The sequence below is a fragment of the Colwellia marinimaniae genome, assembly GCF_002207865.1.
GTDB lineage: Bacteria > Pseudomonadota > Gammaproteobacteria > Enterobacterales > Alteromonadaceae > Colwellia > Colwellia marinimaniae.
Genome location: NZ_BDQM01000047.1, coordinates 1 through 18,218, shown reverse-complemented (window position 1 = coordinate 18,218; position 18,218 = coordinate 1). Strand labels below are relative to the sequence as shown.

Annotated in this window: 15 protein-coding genes; all 15 read right to left on the bottom strand. The window is 38.6% G+C overall.

Annotated features, from left to right (window positions below; all coding sequences use genetic code 11):
- Positions 1-301: 301 nt before the first annotated feature.
- The 15 genes from MTCD1_RS17055 to MTCD1_RS16980 all read right to left on the bottom strand — a co-directional run bounded on the left by MTCD1_RS17055 (position 302) and on the right by MTCD1_RS16980 (position 17,332).
- A complete protein-coding gene (locus tag MTCD1_RS17055; RefSeq protein WP_057183636.1) occupies positions 302-2,131 on the bottom strand; it encodes a coiled-coil domain-containing protein in 1,830 nt (609 codons plus the stop codon).
- Positions 2,132-2,659: 528 nt separating this feature from the next.
- Positions 2,660-4,063: a mannose-1-phosphate guanylyltransferase/mannose-6-phosphate isomerase gene (locus tag MTCD1_RS17050; protein WP_057183634.1), complete on the bottom strand. Its 1,404-nt coding sequence runs from the start codon at positions 4,061-4,063 to the stop codon at positions 2,660-2,662.
- Positions 4,064-4,296: 233 nt separating this feature from the next.
- Complete coding sequence (rfbB, locus tag MTCD1_RS17045) at positions 4,297-5,406, bottom strand: dTDP-glucose 4,6-dehydratase (protein WP_057183632.1); 1,110 nt, start codon at positions 5,404-5,406, stop codon at positions 4,297-4,299.
- Positions 5,407-6,247: 841 nt separating this feature from the next.
- On the bottom strand, positions 6,248-7,327 hold the full coding sequence (gene rfbD / locus MTCD1_RS21855) for a dTDP-4-dehydrorhamnose reductase (RefSeq protein ID WP_057183628.1): 1,080 nt from the start codon (positions 7,325-7,327) through the stop codon (positions 6,248-6,250).
- 94 nt (positions 7,328-7,421) lie between these two features.
- Positions 7,422-8,360: a glycosyltransferase family 2 protein gene (locus tag MTCD1_RS17030; protein ID WP_159459918.1), complete on the bottom strand. Its 939-nt coding sequence runs from the start codon at positions 8,358-8,360 to the stop codon at positions 7,422-7,424.
- Positions 8,357-9,151, bottom strand: coding sequence for a glycosyltransferase family protein (locus tag MTCD1_RS17025; protein WP_057183624.1), 795 nt, complete (start codon positions 9,149-9,151; stop codon positions 8,357-8,359). Before MTCD1_RS17025 ends, MTCD1_RS17030 begins: the two co-directional genes overlap by 4 nt.
- Before the next feature lie 3 nt (positions 9,152-9,154).
- A complete protein-coding gene (gene rfbC / locus MTCD1_RS17020; RefSeq protein WP_057183622.1) occupies positions 9,155-9,703 on the bottom strand; it encodes a dTDP-4-dehydrorhamnose 3,5-epimerase in 549 nt (182 codons plus the stop codon).
- A 3-nt stretch (positions 9,704-9,706) separates the two neighbouring features.
- Positions 9,707-10,603, bottom strand: coding sequence for a glucose-1-phosphate thymidylyltransferase RfbA (rfbA, locus tag MTCD1_RS17015; protein ID WP_057183620.1), 897 nt, complete (start codon positions 10,601-10,603; stop codon positions 9,707-9,709).
- Positions 10,604-10,628: 25 nt separating this feature from the next.
- Positions 10,629-12,002, bottom strand: coding sequence for a KpsE/RkpR family capsule polysaccharide export protein (locus tag MTCD1_RS17010; RefSeq protein WP_057183618.1), 1,374 nt, complete (start codon positions 12,000-12,002; stop codon positions 10,629-10,631).
- A gap of 113 nt (positions 12,003-12,115) precedes the next feature.
- Positions 12,116-12,901 carry an ABC transporter permease gene (locus MTCD1_RS17005; protein ID WP_057183616.1) on the bottom strand — a complete coding sequence of 262 codons (786 nt, stop codon included), beginning with the start codon at positions 12,899-12,901 and terminating at the stop codon, positions 12,116-12,118.
- Positions 12,902-12,943: 42 nt separating this feature from the next.
- Complete coding sequence (hepT, locus tag MTCD1_RS17000) at positions 12,944-13,387, bottom strand: type VII toxin-antitoxin system HepT family RNase toxin (RefSeq protein ID WP_057183614.1); 444 nt, start codon at positions 13,385-13,387, stop codon at positions 12,944-12,946.
- Positions 13,387-13,827 carry a type VII toxin-antitoxin system MntA family adenylyltransferase antitoxin gene (gene mntA / locus MTCD1_RS16995; RefSeq protein ID WP_231733112.1) on the bottom strand — a complete coding sequence of 147 codons (441 nt, stop codon included), beginning with the start codon at positions 13,825-13,827 and terminating at the stop codon, positions 13,387-13,389. The genes hepT and mntA overlap by 1 nt, the downstream gene beginning before the upstream one ends.
- A 7-nt stretch (positions 13,828-13,834) precedes the next feature.
- Positions 13,835-15,565 (bottom strand): polysaccharide biosynthesis/export family protein, encoded by a 1,731-nt coding sequence (locus MTCD1_RS16990; protein ID WP_057183612.1) that lies wholly within the window; start codon positions 15,563-15,565, stop codon positions 13,835-13,837.
- 14 nt (positions 15,566-15,579) lie between these two features.
- The gene (locus tag MTCD1_RS16985) at positions 15,580-15,909 is read right to left on the bottom strand and encodes a hypothetical protein (protein WP_057183609.1); all 330 of its coding nucleotides are present in this window, start codon (positions 15,907-15,909) and stop codon (positions 15,580-15,582) included.
- Between the two features lie 601 nt (positions 15,910-16,510).
- The gene (locus MTCD1_RS16980; RefSeq protein WP_057183607.1) at positions 16,511-17,332 is read right to left on the bottom strand and encodes a crotonase/enoyl-CoA hydratase family protein; all 822 of its coding nucleotides are present in this window, start codon (positions 17,330-17,332) and stop codon (positions 16,511-16,513) included.
- Positions 17,333-18,218: the final 886 nt, after the last annotated feature.

The window sequence follows — 18,218 nt, the reverse complement described above, 5'->3', positions numbered from 1 at the left end:
CTTTAGTGATTTTTACCACAGAGGACACTGAGAAACACAGAGGTAGTGATTTAATGATTAAGTACAACTGACTTAATACTTATTATTCGTTTTCTCTGTGTAACGCAACGCGCCTCTGTGTACTCTATTGTTAAAGCCCTTTAGTGATTTTTACCACAGAGGACACCGAGTAACACAGAGGTAGTGCATTAATGATTAAGTACAACTGACTTAATACTTATTATTCGTTCTTTCTGTGTAGCGCAACGCGCCTCCGTGACCTCTGTGGTGAAATAAATTACTTGAATGACATCTGCTTTAGTTAAGCATTTAATAACCTTGCTAAACCTAACGATTTTTCAAAGCGTTTATCGGCAATGTTTATTGGCGTAATATTACTTATAAAACTGTTGGAACTTAATGACTGATATTTAATGAAGTAGAATTCTAACTCTTCTTGCAGTTGTTGAATTTGCAAGAGTGCTATTTCATTCTCTGTTTTAAGCTCTAATAACTGTTCACTCTCTTTATTACTGTTTTTTTGCTGTGCTAACTCTTTTTCTTTTTGCTTATATTGATTTTTCTCTAAATGCATTGCTTCTAACTCTTCTTGCAGCTGCTGTACTTGCTCTTCTGCTATTGATAAGGACAATTTATTTTTAGCGCCTAACTCTGTTATATCAAGTTCAAGGGTGGCTTTTTCTTGTGCTAGCTGGTTATTATTTTCTTGGCTTGCAGACATTTCATCAGCTGCTTTACCTGCAGCTTCTTTACTAAGTTTTAGGTTATGCTTTATCTTTTCTTCAGATTTTTTATGCTGATGGTGTGTTGTCTCCAACTCTTCTTGCAGCTGCTGTATTTGCAATAAGGATAATTCATTTTCAGCGCTTAACTCTGTTATATCATTTTTAAGTGTGACTTTATCTTGAGTCAGCTGGTTATTACTTTCTTGGCTTGTAGACATTTCATCAGCAGCTTCTTTGCTAAGTTTTAGGTTATGCTTTAGCTGTTCTTCCGCACTTTTATGCTGACTGAATATAGCTTCTAACTCTTCTTGCAGCTGCTGTATTTGCAATAAGGATAATTCATTTTCAGCGCTTAACTCTGTTATATCATTTTCAAGTGTGGCTTTATCTTGAGTCAGCTGGTTATTACTTTCTTGGCTTGTAGACATTTCATCAGCAGCTTTAGCTGCAGCTTCTTTGCTAAGTTTTAGGTTATGCTTTAGCTTTTCTTCAGATTTTTTATGCTGCTGGTGTGTTGTCTCCAACTCTTCTTGAAGTTGCTGTACTTGCTCTTCTGCTATTGATAAGGACAATTCATTTTCAGCACTTAACTCGGTTATAGCATTTTCAAGTTTGGCTTTATCTTGAGTTAGCTGGTTATTGTTTTCTTGGCTTGTAGACATTGCATCAGCAGCTTTAACTGCTGATTTCTTATGTTCATTGCCTGTATTTTCTAACTCTTCTTGTAACTGTTGGACTTGCCCTTCTGCTAGTGATAAGGACAATTCACTTTTTTTCACTAAGTCGGTATATTTTGAGTAGTTTAGTTTAATGTTCTCAACAAGTTTTTGACACTTATCACGCAGGGTACACGCACGGTCTTCCGGTGTATAGTCATCACTGATTACCAGTAAATCGGCGGCACTTCTTACATTTTCATAAGTATTTTGAATATCATAATGTTCACTTAATGCCGTTACTAGCGTTAACTGCAGTGACTGTATTAATAGTTTTTCACCATCATCAATTTTGCGGGTATTGTTATTGCCGGTGTTTGAACTTTGGCAATCGATATTTAATTTAGCCTTTACCAGTAGGCTAAATACATCAAAACTGACTTCGCATTGCTCACTATCTACCAAAATAGCATTGTCTTTATGGGCTAGATAAAATTGTACCAGCAACTCTGTTTGTGGTAGCCATTGCTGTTCGGCTTGTTCCAAATTACTGAGCGCTTTATCACCTAACTTTGATAAAAAATCTTCTGGTGAGTTGTAAAACACCACATATTTAGTATTACTGCTATCTACTTCAGGGCCTGTACTTATTAGTTCATCGATAGGTAACCAACTGGCAGTCACTTTGTTGTTGAATGTTAAGCGGTTAAAAAAGGTTTTATCTATACCTGAAAATATTATATTAGTCATGTGGTGCTCTTTTATTGTTAATAACTACTAACGGGGTTAGTCACATAGTTATTTTTCTTTACTTGTTTTTATTTTTAAATTGACATTAAAGATTGAAACATGGATTCCCGACTAGAAACTTCGGTAATGACGGAGCATCAACTGTACTCTATCTCATTCTCGCTATAAAAACCAAACGACAATGGATTCAGTGAACTGGCGCGAACAAGTTCCCGCCTACGCTATAGAGATAAGCGCGATTAAAATCCCGCCTACACTATTACCAATAACCGCATTCTCTAATAAGTAGATCCATGCCACGTCCGACTAGAAACTTCGGTAATGGCGGTGGAACAACTGTACTGTATCTCATTCTCGCTATAAAAACCAAACGACAATGGATTCAGGAAAATTCACATCAGAGCTAAGCGCGATTAAAATCCCGCCTACAAGCCCTTGATTAACGAAAATACACTTCAGAGCTGGGCCCGAACAAGTTCCCGCCTACTTAAGCACTTGGTTCCTATTATTCAGTAATGACGATGGAGTTTATGATCTTCCGTAACGATCTTCAAACCTGACGATGTCATCTTCACCTAAGTATGAACCTGATTGTACTTCAATCATTTCTAACGGTAACTTACCTGGGTTTTCTAGCGCGTGCACTACGCCAATAGGTATATAAGTTGATTCATTTTCGGTGAGTAAAAAGGTTTTATCGCCATTAGTGACTTTCGCGGTACCTGATACTACAATCCAGTGTTCTGCCCGGTGATGATGCATTTGAATAGAAAGTTTTTCACCCGGTTTTACCGTTATCCTTTTTACTTGATAGCGTTTTCCGTTATCAATGGAATCATATTTCCCCCAAGGGCGATATACTTCTCGATGGATTTTATGCTCGGGTCGATTGGCGGCTTTTAATTGTTCAACAATTTTCTTTACGTGTTGTACTTGGCTTTTGTCTGCAACTAATATTGCATCTTTGGTTTCAACAATAACTAAGTTGCTTACGCCTACCACGGCAACTAAACGCTGCTCGGCATTGATATAGTTATTACTTGAATTATGAATGAGCACATCACCGCGAGTGGCATTGTTGTTACTATCCTTTTCAGAAATATCCCACAACGCCGACCATGAGCCAACATCACTCCACTCTGCATCCATTGGTACTACGAGTGCTAAAGACGTTTTTTCCATTACTGCGTAATCTATTGAGTCATCAGGGCAGGCTTCAAAAGCAGTTTTATCTACCCGAATAAAGTCACAATCTGGCGTAGTATGCTGCATGGCTTGCTGACAAGCGCTTAATATTTCTGGCTGGTATTTTTCTAATTCAGACAAATAGGTACTGGCTTTAAAAACAAACATGCCACTGTTCCAGTAATAATCGCCACTGTCTAAGTAGGCTTGTGCTGTTTCTTTGTCAGGCTTTTCTACAAACTTGTCAACGGTAAAACAATCACCTTGTTGCTCGCCACGCTTAATATAACCGTATCCTGTTTCAGCTTGGTCTGGCACTATACCAAAAGTAACTAAGGTATTGTTTTGTGCCTGAGCAACGGCCTTATTTACCGATAAAATAAAGGCTTGTTGGTTTTTAATAACATGATCGGCAGCTAAAACTAGCATTAACGCTTCGGGATCTTCCTTGGCTATCTGTAAAGCAGCCAAGGCAATGGCGGGCGCGGTATTTCTGCCTACAGGCTCTAAAATTATTTTTCCGAGTTGATCTTGCTCTTTTAACTGCTCTGCCACTATGAAGCGGTGATCTTCATTACAAATAACTAAAGGTGCTTGCTTGGTTAACGGCACAATACGTTGTGCTGTTTCTTGTAGCATTGATTTATCGCTGGTTAGCTTTAATAATTGTTTAGGGTATTGCGAACGTGACATCGGCCATAAACGACTGCCACTACCTCCGGCCATAATTACTGGGATTAACTTCATTGTTGTTACCTACTGATTATCTGTTTTATGTTTGTTTTATTGATTTACATGCCTATGTAGTTTACTCAGGAACTCTTTGTAAACGTCATCTTCGAAGTCTCTGATCGAAGATCCATTGCTCTTTATGCACTGGATCCCCGATTAAAACACCACGGGGATGACGATCCTGAGCCAAGTGCATAGGCATGTTGATTTATTGTTAATACGATAATTCGATAGCAAGCTATATGCAATTAAAGTAATCCTTGCCACCAATCTTCTTTACCTAGGTACCATTCAACTGTTTTGCGAATGCCCGTTTCAAAAGATTCTACCGGTTTATAACCTAATTCCTTATTGGTTTTAGTGGCATCAATCGCGTAACGCCAATCATGCCCAGCTCGGTCTTCAACAAAAGTGATTAGCTCTTCACAATAACCTGCAATAGCAGACTTAGCTAGCGGGTACTTGCCTGCTAGTTCACTGGGAGTAAGGTTCAATGAGCTAGGTACAAGGGTGCCGTTAAAATAGTCATTCATTAGCTTGCAGACTAATTTCACAATATCGATATTTGCCCATTCGTTATGGCCACCAATGTTATAGGTTTCACCGACGCGGCCTTTATTGAGTACCAGCTCAATACCACGAGCGTGATCTTCTACGTATAACCAATCACGTATTTGCTGGCCATCGCCGTAAACAGGTAAGGGTTTGTCGAATAATATGTTGGTAATAATTAGTGGGATTAATTTTTCAGGGAAGTGATAAGGCCCATAATTATTTGAACAATTTGAGGTAGTAACATTTAAACCATAGGTATGATGGTAAGCACGTACTAAATGATCACTCGCCGCTTTAGATGCTGAATAAGGTGAATTAGGTGCATAGGCTGTTTCTTCGGTAAAAGCTGGGTCATCTGGCCCTAATTCGCCATATACTTCATCGGTGGATACATGATGGAAGCGATGCTTGAGTGGTTCTTGCCCTTGTGCTTTGGGCTGGTCTAACCATATCTTTTTAGTCGCTTTTAATAAGCTGTAGGTACCGATAATATTGGTTTCAATAAAGGCATCAGGACCAGTGATTGAGCGGTCTACATGAGACTCTGCGGCAAAATGTACTAAGGTATCAATTTTGTGTTCTTTTAGTAGCGTTTCTACTAATGATGTATCACAAATGTCACCGTGAACAAAAATAAAATTTGGGTTATTCTCTGCTGAGGCTAGGCTTGCGCGGTTACCTGCATAGGTTAAGGCATCTAATACCACTATTTTGTCTTGTGGGTTGTTGTCTAACCAATAAAGTACAAAGTTAGTACCGATAAAGCCAGCGCCGCCGGTAACGAGAATATTTCTATTTTCCATATTTTTATTCTACTTCCTAACAAGCAGGGATTGCCTTTTGTCTGTTCGCTTTTGGTATTTATTAATGTCCACTTGGACATATGTACGTTGAGGTTTTGCCTCAGACTCACTTATTAGTGAGGTTTCTTCTGTTTCTTTTATCAAGAGCCAAGCGCGATTAAAATCCCGCCTACAAGCCCTTGATTTATGACAATACACTTCAGAGCTAAGCGCGAACAAGTTCCCGCCTACAAGCCCTTGATTCATGACAATACACTTCAGAGCTAAGCGCGAACAAGTTCCCGCCTACAAGCCATTGATTCATGACAATACACTTCAGAGCCAAGCGCGATTAAAATCCCGCCTACAAGCCATTGATTCATGACAATACACTTCAGAGCCAAGCGCGATTAAAATCCCGCCTACAAGCCATTGATTCATGACAATACACTTCAGAGCCAAGCGCGATTAAAATCCCGCCTACAAGCCATTGATTCATGACAATACACTTCAGAGCCAAGCGCGATTAAAATCCCGCCTACAAGCCATTGATTACCGAGAGCTGTGCGCGAACAAGTTCCTGCCTACAAGCCCTTGATTACCGAGAGCTGTGCGCGAACAAGTTCCCGCCTACAAGCCCTTGATTCATGACAATACACTTCAGAGCTAAGCGCGAACAAGTTCCCGCCTACAAGCCCTTAATTCATGCCAATACACATCAGAGCTAAGCGCGAACAAGTTCCCGCCTACAAGCCCTTAATTCATGCCAATACACATCAGAGCTAAGCGCGATTAAAATCCCGCCTACAAGCCCTTAATTCATGCCAATACACATCAGAGCCAAGCGCGATTAAAATCCCGCCTACAACCTATCTGTCCTTTTACCTTGTACCTTTCTACTTGTCTCCCTCGCGTGCGCGAGCTCATCCATCATCGCAGATAGTTGTTTACGCCAGTGGATAGTTTCTACCTCACTCGCTTGTTCTGCGCTTGTTTTGTCTATCACGCTAAAACTTGGTCGTGCTGCTGGTGTTGGGTAGGCGCTTGCCGGTATTGGACGAATAGGAATTGCTTTGTCTAACATACCTTTTTCAATGGCTAATTCTTGTATTACTACGGCAAAGTCATACCAAGAGCAAACACCTGCGTCGGTCCAATGCAACAGCCTAGCTGCAGGAGAAATGGGCAAGGACGCTTCGCTTGAAGGGGCAGAGACAAGGCCCAAGGTCGCTTCGCTCAAAGGTGCAGGAGAAAGAGGCAAGGACGCTTCGCTTGAAGGTTCAAGGTTTCTACTTTCATCCGAATGACCTGGATTCCTGATACCTCGTTCCTCGGTTCTGGAATGACGAGCAACCAATGCCCAAATCATTTTAGCTAGGCCTTTAGCCCACGTTGGTGTGCCTACTTGATCGTATACTATGCCTAGCTGGTCTTTTTCAGCCATTAAACGCAGCATGGTTTTAACAAAATTATTACCATGAGCTGAATATACCCAAGCTGTTCGGATGATGGTTGCGTCGCTGCCTAGGATATCACTAACCTTAATATCACCCGCTAACTTAGATGCGCCGTAAACATTTAAAGGATTCGGTTGTTCGTCGGTTTGGTAAGGCGTTGTTTTGCTGCCATCAAAAACGAAATCAGTTGATACGTGAATCAACTGAGCTTTCAATTCTTTACAGGCTATCGCTAAATACTCACTGCCTAAATCGTTTACCGCATAAGCTCTTTCTTGCTCTGTTTCCGCTTTATCAACTGCGGTATAAGCGGCAGCATTGATGACTACATCAGGCTTATGGCTAGCTAATATGTTATTAACGAGTGCTTGGTCAGTAATATCTAGTTCTTTAGATGATAAGCAGATAACTTCGAGAGATTGGGGTTTTGTTTGCTCAAGTTCCCAAGCAAGTTGGCCGCCTTTTCCGGTGATAAGTATTTTCATTTAACAGAGCTCAAGTTAAAAGTTTTAAGGTTCTATTTACAAGGTTCAAGAGCAAAGGCTTTCCTTTCGCCTTGTGCCTTTTATTTATATTTCGCTAAATTTTCAGTAGCACAATAAGTAGTGCAACTTTACCAAGCAAATGGCTTCGAGTAATTGTTTTATTGATCAAAAGTGCAATCTTTTGTCTTTTTGATAAGTCACGAACATTAGCTAGTGACTTGATTGTTTTATTTGAAATTAAGCCATTTTTTTGTTCGAAAATTTCAAAGGCTTTTGCTTGTTCAATAATTTTCAAAAAGCTCTGCTCAAACTGTTTTAGGTAGTGATAAAACCGGATGATTGAATTTAGCTTGCTGCGCTGATTCAAGCCAATAGCATTATTATTGTGTTGTCGGTATTTTATTAACGGCTTGTCTATAAGCTCTAACTTGCCACATCGGCTGGCCACTAAGGCAAGCCACCAATCATGCATATAGGCTTGCTCAGGTATTGGCATCGCTTTATTTAACAAAACACGATTGAATAACATGGTACAACCAGAAACAACATTTTGCTGGCATAGCTGTTCAAAAGTTAAATGCCAGTTTTTAGCTATGTTTTGTAGTTTAAAGTAACTACTACAAATTATTTTAAGCTGTTCATCTACTACTTCCTTGTCACTGAAGACAAGTATGGGCACTGAGCCAGACTCAATTTCTAGTTGCTTTATTCTATCAATCGACATTTGAATTTTTTCAGGTAACCAAACATCATCTTGATCCGACAACATAATATATTGGCTTTGAGTTTGCGCTAAGCCAAAGGCAAAGTTATTACTTGGCCCGTGCTGATTTGTCGTATTTTCTATCCATGTTATTTTTTCATCATGAAGGCTTAGCTCTTTAACAATTGAACATGTTGCATCAGTGGAGCCGTCGTCTACAACCAATAATCGCGATACCCATTTTTTATAGCCGCTATTATTTTGAATAGAGTGAATTTGCTCAGCTAAAAAACTTTCGCCATTGTATGTCGCTAAAACGATATCAATCACTGAGTTTGAATACCTAACTGTGATTTTCTTGCTCTAATAGATTTACTTTTAAAAGAGTAAATAAACACACTTTTCACATGCCAAAAAAAGTATTTGCTCAAAAATTTACGACTGTCACGTCGTTTAAAGTGTATTGCTTTAACATTTTCTAAATAGGTTAATCTATAGCCTTTAATTTTGGCTCTATAACAAAAATCAATATCTTCACAGTATAAATAAAACTGCTCATCCAACCCCGATAGGCTTTGATAAGCACTAGCCAGTACAATCATAAATGAACCATTTATCCAGTGGTCATCACTTATCTCAAATGACTCGCCTCTATGAACCATAGTAGATTTGTCATTAAGCAGATAGGTCTTTATAAAACTGGTAAATTTAGGGTACAAACGAATATTATCATCATGCAACATTTCCTCTCTGTCGAGGTATAAGTTGCAAGCTGCCAATTCAATTTTTTTATTTGCTAATGCTGTTAATAGGTTGGTGACTTGTTCTGCAATAATATCGATATCAGGGTTTAACAGAATAAAGTAATCCTGATCCTGCATACCTAGATTTTCTTTACAGTAAAGAAAATTAGCGTTGTTATTCGCAGCAAAACCTTGCTCATGATTATTCGCTATATAATGCGCACCAAACTTTTGACAATAAACTTTAAGCTTATTGCTTGGAATATTATCCCGACAGACAACTTTTATTTCATCAAATTCATTGAGGGTTTTAATCACACCTAAATTTATAATGATGTCATGATCTAAGTGAGATGCAATAGAGATAAATAGTGTCATAAATTACTTAAACTTCGGCGCTTCTGAAAAGAGTAATGCTGCTTGATCTTTTACTGACAGGCTTGGCTTTCTATTGCCTTTTAGTGGCCAATCAATGCTCAGTGTAGGGTCATCCCACCTTATTGATACCTCGCTTTTAGGGTTATAGATATCTGTACATTTATAGACGAACTCGGCTTCGTCGCTAGTTACATAAAAACCATGGGCAAAGCCTTTTGGCACCCATAGTTGGCGTTTATTTTCAGCTGAAAGTAACACACCAACCCATTGACCAAACGTTGCTGAGCTTGTTCGTAAATCTACCGACACATCAAAAACTTCACCTTTAATTACACGTACTAATTTACCTTGAGTATTTTCTGTTTGAAAATGTAAACCACGTAATATGCCATGGCTAGATTTACTGTGATTTTCTTGCACAAATTCTTGTACGCCACAGTGTTCATTAAAGAGGCTGGTACGAAAGGTTTCCATGAAAAAACCACGTTCATCACCAAAGACTTCTGGTTCAATAATTTTTACATCGGGAATCTTTGTCTCAATAAATTTCATATTTTAAAATACTTTATGATCTAACAATGATAATAAGTAACGACCATATCCAGATTTCACTAATGGCAATGCAATTGCTTTCAACTGTTCTTCATTAATATACCCCATACGAAAGGCAATTTCTTCAGGGCAGTTAATTTTTAGCCCTTGACGTTTTTCAATAGCTCGAATAAAAATAGCGGCGTCTAATAAATCATCCAGTGTACCCGTATCTAACCATGCAGTGCCTCGCCCCATTATCACAACTTTCAACAATTTAGCCTGTAAATATTGCTCAATCACATCAGTGATCTCTAACTCCCCTCGTTTGGAAGGTTTAATATTTTTAGCAATCTCGACTACATTGGCATCAAAGAAATAGAGTCCAGGGACAGCATAGTTAGACTTAGGTTGAGTTGGTTTTTCTTCAATAGAGATGGCTGTGCCAGACTCATCAAACTCGACCACACCATAAGACGCTGGATTTGCCACATGGTAACCAAAAACTGTTGCACCCGTCTCCTGTTGATTCGCTTTTTGCATTGACGTCGAAAAATCATGACCATAAAACAGATTGTCACCCAGTATTAATGCTGCAGGACTACCTGCTAAAAACTCTTCAGCTAAAATAAAGGCTTGAGCTAAGCCATCAGGAGTGGGTTGTACCACATAGTCAAATTTGATGCCCCAAGTACTACCATCACCAAGTAAACGCTCAAAACGATGGATTTCATCGGGTGTTGATATAATCAGTATTTCGGTAATACCCGCCATCATCAAGTTTGAAATAGGATAGAATATCATCGGCTTGTCGTACACTGGCATTAGTTGTTTACTGACAACTTTTGTTAATGGATATAGACGAGTACCTGAGCCTCCAGCTAAAATAATTCCTTTACGATTTAATGGATTTAAGCTCATATTTTCCCTAATTGTTAATTGTTAGCTATTTTAATTCTTGTATTGTGGCAAATATAATTCTAGCAATACCAAAAATCATACTGAGTAGTAATAGAAATAAGCTAATATTGTAAAATACACCTGGATATTTATTTTCTTCACTTAAGGTTGCTTGCTCTACTACAATTAAATATTTCATTTGACGATAAGCTTCAATTCTTGATTTCTCTAACGATATTTGTGATGAAGTATACGCTTGTAAGGCCAACTCCATTTTAATTTTAAAATCGGTAAACTTTGCTAACAGTTCACTCACCGCTAGCTCTTCTTGTCCTGACTGAGCAAGTTTACTTCTTTCTGATTTTAACTGGGATTTTAGGGCATTGAGCTCATTTTTTAGTGCCTTTACCTGTGGCGCTTTAGCACTCATTATTGCTTGGATGGTTTTTAACTCTGTTTGCTTGACCGCAATTTGTCCTTCAAGGGTATAAGTGATTTGTTGCATGGCAATACCTTCTGCCATCGGGTCTAATAAATTATATTGTTGTTGAAAATTTAATAAGTTAGTTTGTGCCGCGGCAAAGCGCTGTTCTATGTTCTCATGTTCACCCTGGATAAAACCCAGCTGAGCATTCGCTAATTGATGACCTATAGAGTTAATAAACCACTCAGCCCGTTTGACGATTTTATTGGTTAGCTGCTGGGCAAATTCGCTATCAAAACCTTGACTGTAAATAGTAATAATACCCGATTTTTCATTAATAATTACTTTTACTCTTTCTTGGTAATAAGCAAGTAGCTCTTCCCGAGTATCACTTTTATGAATACCGCTAAAGTAATCAATAAAATTTTGACTATAATGCCCCCGTAAATCTAACTCTTGATTTAAATATGTCACCATATCATTTGAGTAAACATACGCTTTAATTAACTCACTATCAGAGCCTCCTGTGGGTACGCCCATGCCCGTTAAGAAAGCCATGCCAGCATCCATGGTGGCCATAGCATCGGGTTGTTGGACAATAATTTGTGCTTGGCTCTCAAAACGCTCTGTGGCAATAAATATCTGATAAATTGCAAACAGCAAGGAAGGTAAAACAACAAACCACATAAAGCTTGACTGTTTTAAGGTTTGCATACGAGCAAGAAAAACCGAAAAAACCTTTGCAGGCGTTAAAGCTTGTAGCCTTTTAAGTAAAGCGACTGGCTCTGAAGAAAGTTTGACTACTGGGCCCATTGAACGTTTTTCAACTTTCATGCGTTGTTGTTTTTCTAAGTTATTGACTCGTACTAAAATTCGCGCTGATAATTGAGGATCAGAGGTTTTTATTTTTTCAGCTTTTTGTTTTAAAAATATGACACTGTTAAATTCTTCTGGTTTAAGTGCATTACGTAATTGTAAAAATCTTTGTTCAGGCATAAAAAACAACTCACAGTTATTGGCTGTCAGCTCTCAGTAAAATTTTAGCTTTCAGCAATCGGCTGTTAGCAAATATAAAAAATCAGCAACACTCTATTGACTAATCACTTGTTCTATCTGCTTATCGCTTGTTTCCAGCCTATGTGGTAACAAGCTAAAGCCAAAAACAGGCTAGACAATGTGAAGGCATCTAAATAAAAATAGCTAACTCCGGCATCGCCATAAGCGGGCGATGCCGCATAACGTGCTAACTCTACCGCATGTAACAGTGGATTCCATGTTAAATAGTGCCAATATTCTTGTGGGATATCTTGTAAGCTAAAAAATATACCCGATATAAAAAACAGCGGCCTGGTAATAAATATCTGTAATTTTTTAACTTCGGGCACATAACAACTCGCGAGTGATAACAAAGTGCCTACGCTGATAGCAATAATCCAAACCCGAAAGACTATTAAGATAATTTCAAGCGGGTCATGCATCTGGATATCTACTCGCATAAAAAAACAGATAATAGCGATAACCAACACTAAAAAAAACTTTACTAGCAACTCAAAACCCGCAATAGCGACAATAGAACTAATAGGTTGAACTTGCCTAAAGGCATATAAAGGTTTGTTTTTTTGAATCGCCTCCGCCGTTTTTCCCATTACCCCTAAATAAAACTGCACCAATAACACCCCATAAATTATAAAAAATAGCGTTGATAAACCATGCGTATCACCGCCATCAAAGGGCTGTCGTATCACCACCATCACAGCAACCATGATCATCGGTGATATAATGGCCCAACTTAGGCCAAACTTATCATTAAAACTGCTTTTTATTTCACGCAAGAATATAGCAAAGATGACATCTGCCCATATTTGCAGGGTCGAACGTTTTTTGATTAATGCCATGATAAAAAAACCTTTGAAAATAAAGGTTCGCTAATTTGAGCGTTACGCTTCATTATTTTTTGTCTGTAAATGCAAGATGGCCTTATTGGCGAACTCTTCTAACTGGAGATAATGCTGTTCTTTTATAATTCGCTCAACAATCAATAAGTCTATATTTAGATAGTCATGTACCAAACCGTTACGCAGTCCAATAATTTTTTTCCATAAAGCTAAATTTTCACTACTGATCTGATTATGCTTTTTTAATAGTGAAAATGTTTGGTAGGCCTCACTAGTACTGCTTCGTTGAATACCTTTTAACCAGTGTTTAGCTAAACCTATGCACAATTCAGTAAATATTTGTAAAAGACGCTCCGTTGCTCGGTAGTCACGCCCTTTAAAGTTATCAGCTAATAAATCTATTCTTAACTCATCTAACTCCAGCTTATACTGTTGTTGATGTTTTTTAGCCTCAATTAAATACAGCTGTAAACCTTCATTAACCATTACTCTGCTTCTCTTTTTTGGTATTCATATTGCGCATAAATTCTATTTTGTTCTGTAAATGCACGGGCTGTAGCTGCTTGATATATTACCACGCCGTCTTCGACAATATTAAAAGCTAAATATATAGGTGCTTGATTAATATCCACGACACTTAATTTATCTGAATTCAGTCCTGTCTCTTCACACCACTCTATAGCCAGTACATTCGGCCGTAAATATTTATCAAAACTTGAAAGTTTAAAGTTTTTAAAGGCAATGGCTATGTCGTAATCACTATGATCTTTATGTTTGTTAGTTGCCCTTGAACCATATAGCCAGACAACATCAATATCTTGATTAGTTTCAGCTAATTTAATAATGGTTTCTATAACTTGTTTTGATGCCAACATAACTAAAAAGTGCTCACCGTTTGTCTTCTTAATAGGCTTATTACTAGGCAAGTAAGCATTACTTAATCACCACATTGGCGGCAACGGCAATTTGATAAATAATTTGCGTGATATCTTTAACCGCTTGCATGGTTTTTGCGTCTACTTTTGGTAACACTATCACTTGATCGCCACGGGCTACTTTTGCTGTGCTATCAAAAATCACGGTGCCATTCGCGCGTACGATGAATATTTTTTCATCATCGGCTCGGTTACTAAAACCACCTGCCCATGCGACATAATCATCAATACTGGCATTGGGGTTATAAACCACCGCTTGCGGCATTAACACCTCGCCACCCACTTGAATAAGGTCGGTGTAATGTGGGATAACTATTTGGTCACCCTTTTCTAAAAGAATATTAGCGGTATGGCCTAGTTCAGAAACAATCACCTTACCAAGCGGCTCTATTTTCCGGGCTTTTTCAGAAAATATCATTACCATTTCGGCTTCTTTAGCGCGAATAGAGGCGGCACCATCAGAAGAAACTGGCGCGGTAAATACGCTACGTTCTAATCTATCTAATGAATCTGCCAATATTTGCTTTTGTTTGGCTGCAACACTTTTACGTAAAATATAGACAGACTTATTGTCGGTAAGCTCAGGATTAATTGGAATATGAGCAAGTAAGTCATGTAAACGAGTGCCTTTTTTAATAGCAAAATAAGAAGGCCCTAAGTAACTACCTGATACCTGTACATCAATGACTTGTGCATGTAAATCATCGTTAAAGACAACACTATCGCCATCTTGTAACTTAAATTTTTGGAATTCTTTATATTCAAGATAAACGGAAAAAGGTCCGGTACGACGATGACCAAACACCCCGACATGACTTATTTTGGCCAAGGGCCTTGCGTAGGCAGAAATTTGTTTACCCGTTGACACCTCATCCGTTAATTCAAATCTAAATGGATTTCTCACCCCGCCTGAAACCGTTATCGCTGCACGTTGTGGTTTCACTAAAATGACATCTTTATCTTTAAAGGTGATGTTTTTTAATTTTCCTGACTGAATAAATTCATACAGGTCAATGGAAGCAATGACTTTATCATTACGCAGCACTTGTATTTCACGGTAACTACCACGCTCTGAGTCAATTCCACCTGCTCGTTTAAGGAAATATAATATGCTGTCAGAAGCCATACCTGCATATTGCCCAGGGCGGATTATAGCGCCTGATAAGTATACACTCACCGGTGTTGCCGTTAATAAATTGACATACACTTCGACATTATTGGTGTAAATGGCTTTAATTTTTGAACTTACTAATTTATTGACTTCACTGGCCGGAATATTTCCTACCTTGATAGGTCCAATATTAGGTATAAAAATGTTACCTTGATTATCAACCGTGGTGATGTCAGCAAAGGATACGGCGCCCCATAACCAGATACTTATTTTGTCCCCTGGCGCTATTAAATAGTTAGCATTTAAACCATCACTTCGCTCAGATTCATAACCACCGGCAAAGATATTAGCACCATAAGGTGGTGGATAATTTTCACCTGATGAGGGTAATAACTGGCGAACATCAACTTCACCTGGTAACAATAAGCCCTGCCTTGATTGTTTGGTATAACTGTCAGCTTCGAGTGATTGCAATGCAGCTGGCGCACTGATTTTTTTTATGGCATCAGTAGTACTGTTGGCCATGTCAATACTACTTTGCCCAAAGTTGGCCAAAGCGAATGGTGAAATAGAGAGTAGCATTGCCGCCAGTGATGCTGATAATTTATTTAGTGTCATTTTCATTCCGTTTATTACAACTCAACATAACTGCTTGACTCAATAATTTGTTTTTCTAGAAACCAAGCTTTATTTTGCTGCTTATTTTCATCGATAAAATCATTTTCACAGGTAATCCGCTTTTCCAGCTTATTTTCTTTATCGACAATAATTAACTCTCTACACACTAAACCTAAGGCGGATATATACAAGCTAGCCATTTGAATTTGGTATTTATCATGCGGAAGATGAGATTTTTGTGGATCAGATAAAACAGACCAGTATTGGCTAGGGATTTCTTGTTTATTTGGTTTACCCTGAGAAGGATATACTAAAGGGACTGAGGCTGTTACTTCTCTAGGCATACTTGTGCATCCAGCCAGAGTAATAAAGAGAATAACAGATAAAAGTTTAAGAATATTAGGCATTAAAGTTAAAGTTTCATTAGGTTAATTTGAATAATCACAGTAATTATTTACCTCGCTGTAGGAATGATAAGTCTTGCTTTAGGGAAAAGGTTTCGGGATTGACATAATTACCAACGATGCGACAACCAATTTTATTAGAGTATTTAAACATTATGGTGATTTGCTCATTCATTAGCTAAGTACAGTTACAGCCCTGCTTATCTTTATTGTTTTCATGTCCAAGATATATTTTAACATTTAGCGCAGAATAGTACGAAAATTACTTGTAGTTGTCTAGCTAGAAGAGTAATTTTCGCGAGAGTATCACTTAGTAATAACATTAAAAATAGTCAAGTTGTTAATGACCGTCACCTTCGAGTTTACTCGCCCAATGTTGTCATCTTCGAGTTCTCTTGTCGAAGATCCATGTTCTTGTTTCAGGACAAGGTAGACTTGGATTCAGGAGAATATGCTCAAGATAATTACTCAGGATAATGTGCTCCTGCATTATCTTATTAAGGTACATCCTGTACCGTCCGACTAAGCCACACGAGAATGGTTACCAGTTTTGTCGGTTAATAAACGCTCTTGGTTTTTTATCTTGATTAAGTTGGTTATAGGTTTTAATTTTTCGGTTCCGGCCCAATAAAATTTTTATTTGATAATAAGACTCTCTAGCGAGAGCAAAACCGTGTTTACTCCACCAACTTTTGTTATAAAGTTTTTTGGTCGCGGCGACAGCATCGGGTGACTGCTGGCAAATGGTTTGTGCCAGTTGTAAGGCTTTGCCATAGGGATCTTCATCTACATGGGTAACGAGTCCATAGTTAAGTGCTTGCTCGCCATTAATAATGGCTCCTGTCATAGCAAGCTCTTTAGCTACATCTAAGTTAACTATTTCCTTTAACGCAACAGTTCCGCCCATATCTGGGATTAAGCCCCAACGAGACTCCATAATTGCAATGGAACTATCAGGCGCAGCAATACGGAAGTCACCACCCAAAGCAATTTGCAAACCTCCTCCCCAACAACGACCATGAATAACCATTATCACCGGTACAGGTATCTTTCTCCAACCAACAGAAACGTACTGAGCTAAATTAGCTTGCCAAGGTAACCATTTGAACAGTAGCTGTAATGGTGCCTTGGCCGACTTCATTACCGATTTAATGTCTAAACCGGAACAGAAATCTTCACCCTTGCCCTCAACAATAACCGCTCTTATCGAACGATCACGCTGCAAGCGTTTAATAGTCTCACGGATAGCATAAAACATCGGCATATCAAGAGCGTTATGTTTTTCAGCCCTATTAAACCTGACATGGGCAATATTATCGGTTATCTGCAATTCAATGCGTTTATCTATGCTCGGCTTAGTCATATACGATCTACTTCTAATGTTAATATCTGGTATGACCACCAACGTAACGTATATTTTATGGTAAGTCGATTGGAATATTTAAGAGCTGATTTTGATCAGGGAAGCATCGGCGAAAATCCGTTTGGTACTTTAGGCGGGGATATGCGTTTGGTCGTGTAGGCGGGAATTTATTCGCGCTTATTATAAAATCCCAGACAGCAAAAAGCCCGACTCTTATGAATCGGGCTACTCCTAATAGAAATCGAGAATGTCATACTGACGTGAATGGATTCACTAATGTTACAAGTATCATGACGTTACATGGATGTAACTTATTTGACAATGCAGACGTGGCATGGATGCCACTTATTAGGATAATGCAGGAGCATATTATCCTGAGCTTATTATCCTGATGCACAGGAGTGACCTCACATAAAGAGAAAAACACCCACACGCTTACACCTCGACCGCTATTACCTTGCGCGATTGAAATCCCGCCTACACAGCCCTCATGCTGTAGGCGGGAATTTATTCGCGCTTATTAGTAATTGTTTCAAATCTCAGACAGCAAAAAGCCCGACTCTTATGAATCGGGCTTTTATTAATAGAAATCGAGAATGCCCTACTCTCACATAAAGAGAAATACACCCACACGCTTACTATCTTCGGTGCTATTACCTTGCGCGATTGAAATCCCGCCTACACAGCTCTCATACTGTAGGCGGGAATTTATTCGTGCTTATTAGTGATTGTTTCAAATACCAGACAGCAAAAAGCCCGACTCTTATGAATCGGGCTTTTCTTAATAGAAATCGAGAATGTCCTACTCTTGCGTAATACCATGATGCCGATCGGTCAATACTATTCAAGCCGATCACTTTTTTGTTAATCAGTAGACCTCAGTAAA